5 protein-coding genes are annotated in these 4,232 nt (G+C 38.8%); 1 reads left to right on the top strand and 4 read right to left on the bottom strand.

Features of this window, described 5'->3' with window-relative positions:
- From AC06OU_RS04735 to zapA, 4 genes are all read right to left on the bottom strand, one after another.
- Positions 1-1,346, bottom strand: a 1,346-nt coding sequence (locus AC06OU_RS04735) for an endonuclease MutS2 (RefSeq protein WP_475854306.1), incomplete at its 3' end; no start/stop codon positions are given.
- Between the two features lie 11 nt (positions 1,347-1,357).
- Positions 1,358-3,067, bottom strand: coding sequence for a DNA polymerase/3'-5' exonuclease PolX (polX, locus tag AC06OU_RS04740; protein WP_475854307.1), 1,710 nt, complete (start codon positions 3,065-3,067; stop codon positions 1,358-1,360).
- Between the two features lie 103 nt (positions 3,068-3,170).
- On the bottom strand, positions 3,171-3,713 hold the full coding sequence (locus AC06OU_RS04745; RefSeq protein ID WP_475854309.1) for a CvpA family protein: 543 nt from the start codon (positions 3,711-3,713) through the stop codon (positions 3,171-3,173).
- A gap of 4 nt (positions 3,714-3,717) precedes the next feature.
- Positions 3,718-3,978 carry a cell division protein ZapA gene (gene zapA / locus AC06OU_RS04750; protein ID WP_169361101.1) on the bottom strand — a complete coding sequence of 87 codons (261 nt, stop codon included), beginning with the start codon at positions 3,976-3,978 and terminating at the stop codon, positions 3,718-3,720.
- A 78-nt stretch (positions 3,979-4,056) separates the two neighbouring features.
- Here zapA and AC06OU_RS04755 point away from each other — a divergent pair.
- Positions 4,057-4,232, top strand: a 176-nt coding sequence (locus tag AC06OU_RS04755; RefSeq protein WP_475854311.1) for a DUF3378 domain-containing protein, incomplete at its 3' end; no start/stop codon positions are given.

Here is a 4,232-nt window from a genome sequence, read left to right on the forward strand (position 1 = left end):
GTCGCCATGACACGTGCTCCTGTTCCATGTACAGCATCTAGAATAGAGATTGCAAGCGCTGCTCCCTCCTGAGGATCAGTTCCAGCACCAAGCTCATCAAACAAAATTAATGATTTATCGTTATACTTTTTTAGAATATCCACAATGTTGACCATGTGAGACGAGAATGTACTTAGGCTTTGCTCAATAGACTGCTCGTCGCCAATATCAGCAAAAACGGATTCAAATAACGCAAGCTCCGATCCGTCTAATGCGGGTACTGGTATCCCGCTTTGAGCCATTAAAGTACAAAGGCCAACCGTTTTCAATGTAACGGTTTTCCCTCCCGTATTTGGACCAGTGATTACTATAGCAGTAATATCCTTCCCAAATTCAATTGTATTAGGAACAGCCTGTTCTACTGAAATAAGAGGATGTCTCGCTTTCACCAAACGAATGTAGCCATTATTATTAATTTGTGGCATCGTACATTTTTCTGCCTGTCCATATTTAGCCTTTGCTAATATGACGTCAATTTCACCAAGTATATTAACTAATAGGAATATCTCATGTCCAACAGCCTCTACCTCGCCTGACAAACGAATAAGAATACGTTCAATCTCTTCTTGTTCTTTTACCTTTAATGCACGAATATCGTTGTTTATTTGGACTACCGCTGATGGTTCAACAAAAAGTGTTTGTCCAGAGGAAGACTGATCGTGTACAATTCCACCGTAATGGCTACGATATTCTGATTTTACCGGTATAACATAGCGGTCGTTTCGAATGGTAATAATTGAGTCGGAAAGCATTTTGGATGCATTGGCTCCACGAGTATAGCTCTCTAGCTTCTCACGTACGCGACTCACTTGAATTCTTAACTGCTGACGAATGGAGCGCAGCGTACTGCTTGCACTATCCAGTACACTTCCGTTTTCATCGATACAGTCGTTTATCTCATGCTCTAAAGCCGTTAAAATCGGCAAAGAGTCCTTTTTAGATAGAAAATGTGGGATTGCTACTGACTCTGCATCTGCGACGTTCTCTAGGAAATTTCGAAGAATTTTACTAGCTCTTATCGTACTCGCAGTCTCCATCAGCTCCATTGGACTTAGCATCCCGCCAATTTGAGCCCGTTTTGCATGTGGACGTATATCGACGATTCCTCCCATTGGGACATTGCCTCTTAGCCGTAGTATGGTAAGTCCCTCATCCATCTCCTCTAAAAGCTTAGTTACTTCCTCGTAATCAACAGATGGGACTAACTTTTCTATATGCGTTTTTCCGATAGAGGAAGTACAATATTTCCCTACCTCTTCTCTGATCTTATAATATTCTAAAGTTTTCAGTGCTCTTTCGGCTATCACCTTGGCACCTCCTATTTATTCTTCAAATACTGTTTGAATTTATCAAATGTCCATGTATTAACAATGTTGTCCTTTTTCAGCCATGCTTTCTGAGCATATTTAACCCCTACATCCATATATCTTAATTGATCGATATGATGGGCATCTGTATTAATAGCTATCAGAACGCCTTTTTCCTGTGCCAGCTTCAAGTATTCTGTCTCTAAGTCGAGACGATGTGGGTTTGCATTGAGCTCTAGTATTTTACCGAATTCACTAGCCCAATCTATTAACGTTGGCACATCTGGATCATAGCCTGTACGACTTCCAATAATTCTTCCTGTAGGGTGAGCAATCATATGAACGTTTGGGTTTTCCATTGCGGTACGAAGTCTTGCCATAATTTTATCTTGTGACTGACTAAAGCTAGAATGTATAGAAGCAATTACGAAGTCTAGCTGCTCTAATAGCTCGTCATCAAAGTCCAGCGAACCGTCAGGAAGTATATCCATTTCTGTTCCAGCTAATATTTCAATATCGTTATATTTTGCATTTAATCCTTGTATCGTTTGGATTTGCTGTAGCAGTCTCTCTCTTGAAAGACCATTAGCAACTTTTAAGTAGTTAGAATGGTCTGTTACCACCATATGGGAATACCCTTTTTCACGACAAGCCTCTACCATTTCTTCAATAGAATGAGCTCCATCTGACCAAGTCGAGTGCATGTGAAAATCACCCTTAATATCCTCTAGCGTTACAAGACTTGGAATCTTTTCTAGCTTGTCTAGCTCTGTCCCATCCTCTCGTATAGTAGGAGGTATAAATGGTAAATCGAAGAATGAATAAAACTCTTCCTCGGTTTCAAAGGACTGTACGGAGCCGTCCTCTTGCTCCACACCATATTCACTTATCTTCAGCCCTTTTTCTTTGGCGATTTGTCTCATTCTAATATTATGATCTTTAGATCCTGTAAAGTGATGTAATGCAGAAGCATATTGATGAGGTTCTACTAACCTAAAGTCTACATCCACTTCGTTTTCAACATCTAACGTAACTGATACTTTAGTGTCTCCAGCTGCAATAATTTTTAGAAGGGGAAGCTTCTCTAGTAATTCCTCTCTGACCTTTTGATGGGAATTCGTCGCAACGATAAAATCGATATCCTTACTAGATTCTTTCACTCTTCGATACGAACCTGCAACAGAATATTTAACAACAACTTCATCTATATTCGCTAATGTATCTTCGATAAAAGCAACGATAGGCTCAAGCTGCCAAATAGCAGTTCTTTCCGGTTTAGTTTGAAACACTTCTAGCTGAGCAAGTATCTTTTCCTCGGTTTTAGCCCCAAATCCTGCAAGTCCGCGAACCTTCCCTTCCTCACAGGCAGCCTTTAACTGTTCGATGGATTCAATACCTAATTCTTTGTACAGCTTGGCAATTTTCTTTCCTCCAAGACCCGGGATTTTTAGCATAGGCAACAGTCCATTTGGCACTTTCTCTTGCATTTCTTTGAGAAGAGAGGATTGTCCAGTTTCCATTAAATCAGTGATTACGGATCCAGTTGCCGCCCCAATACCCTTAAGCGAAGTTATATTATCCATTTCAGACAAGCTACGATCATCTAGCTCTAAAACTTGTGCTGCTTTACGAAAAGCAGATACCTTAAAAGGATTTTCTCCTTGAAGCTCCATATATAATGCAATTTTTTCTAATGTTTTAATTATCGTCTTTTTATCCACCAGTAGACCTCCTTTAAGTAAGAAAACATAAGTCCTTCATAAACTATAAGTTAACTATTTAAAAAAACTTCCCTCTACTGAGAGAAGTTTATCTTAGATATTGTTACTTTTCCAAATAAATATACCACCAGTTTTTGACCATTTCAGATAAAATTGGCGTATGCTCAAGCATCCATGACGTTAAGAATGAGCCTGATACAGCACTTTGGATAAAATCAATTGGTAAAAGCACAACGACGTATAGAAGTACGAATAAAATGAAATAGAATTCAATAAACCCTAGAATCGCACCAGTTACAGTGCTGACAAATCCTAGTATAGGCAAGTACTTTAAAAAATCAAACATAGAGGCTAATAATTGTAACCCGAACTTAACTACCATAAATATCAGTGTGAATGCGATAATACGGTAAAACGTTTGATCGAGATCCAAAGTCTCTACTGCTATCGTAAATGTGGACTCTGAGGTTACTGCAGGAAATGGAATCCAGAGAACAAATTTATCCGCCAGTGGTTTATAATAAGTGTAAGCAACAATTAGAGCAATGATGAAGCCTACCATATGAATGAGCTGTACAATCAGCCCACGTCTAGCACCAGTTACAAAACCGGCAATTAATAAAATCAGGATAATTAAATCTAACATTTTTTCAGTCCTTTAGCCTTTTCAATTCTTCTTCTAGAAGTTCTAATTGTTCTTTTACTTTTATGTAATCGTTTACTGCATTAACAGCGGTAAGCACTGCCAATTTTGCGATGTCTAGCTGTTGATTGTGAGAGTGTATTTCTCTCATTTTATCATCTACCATGGAGGCAACGAGTCTCATATGACCAGAAGTTTCTGTACCTACCATTTTATAATTCTGTCCATAGATATCAACAGAAATTCTTGTTTTCTCTTGTTCTGACAAAGACATACCCTCCCCCAGAAAATCCTATGTATAATAATAACACGAAATAGATTACGATGTGAAGAAAGGAACATATGAATGTCAAATGAAGTTTTACTAATGCCCGCAAATGAAATAGAAAAAGTAAAGGCACATTACTTAAAATACAAAATCGAACGCTCGGCGCCGGGAGTCATTTTTGCTGCTAAGCTATCAGATACTGCAATAACCATCTATAAATCTGGGAAGGTGATGTTCCAAGGAAATGGCGCTTC

Source organism: Psychrobacillus sp. (genome assembly GCF_056205495.1).

Bases quoted from the DNA above. Each gene is read 5' to 3' on its own strand.
- AC06OU_RS04745 (WP_475854309.1), bottom strand. From the start codon at position 3,713: ATGTTAGATTTAATTATCCTGATTTTATTAATTGCCGGTTTTGTAACT.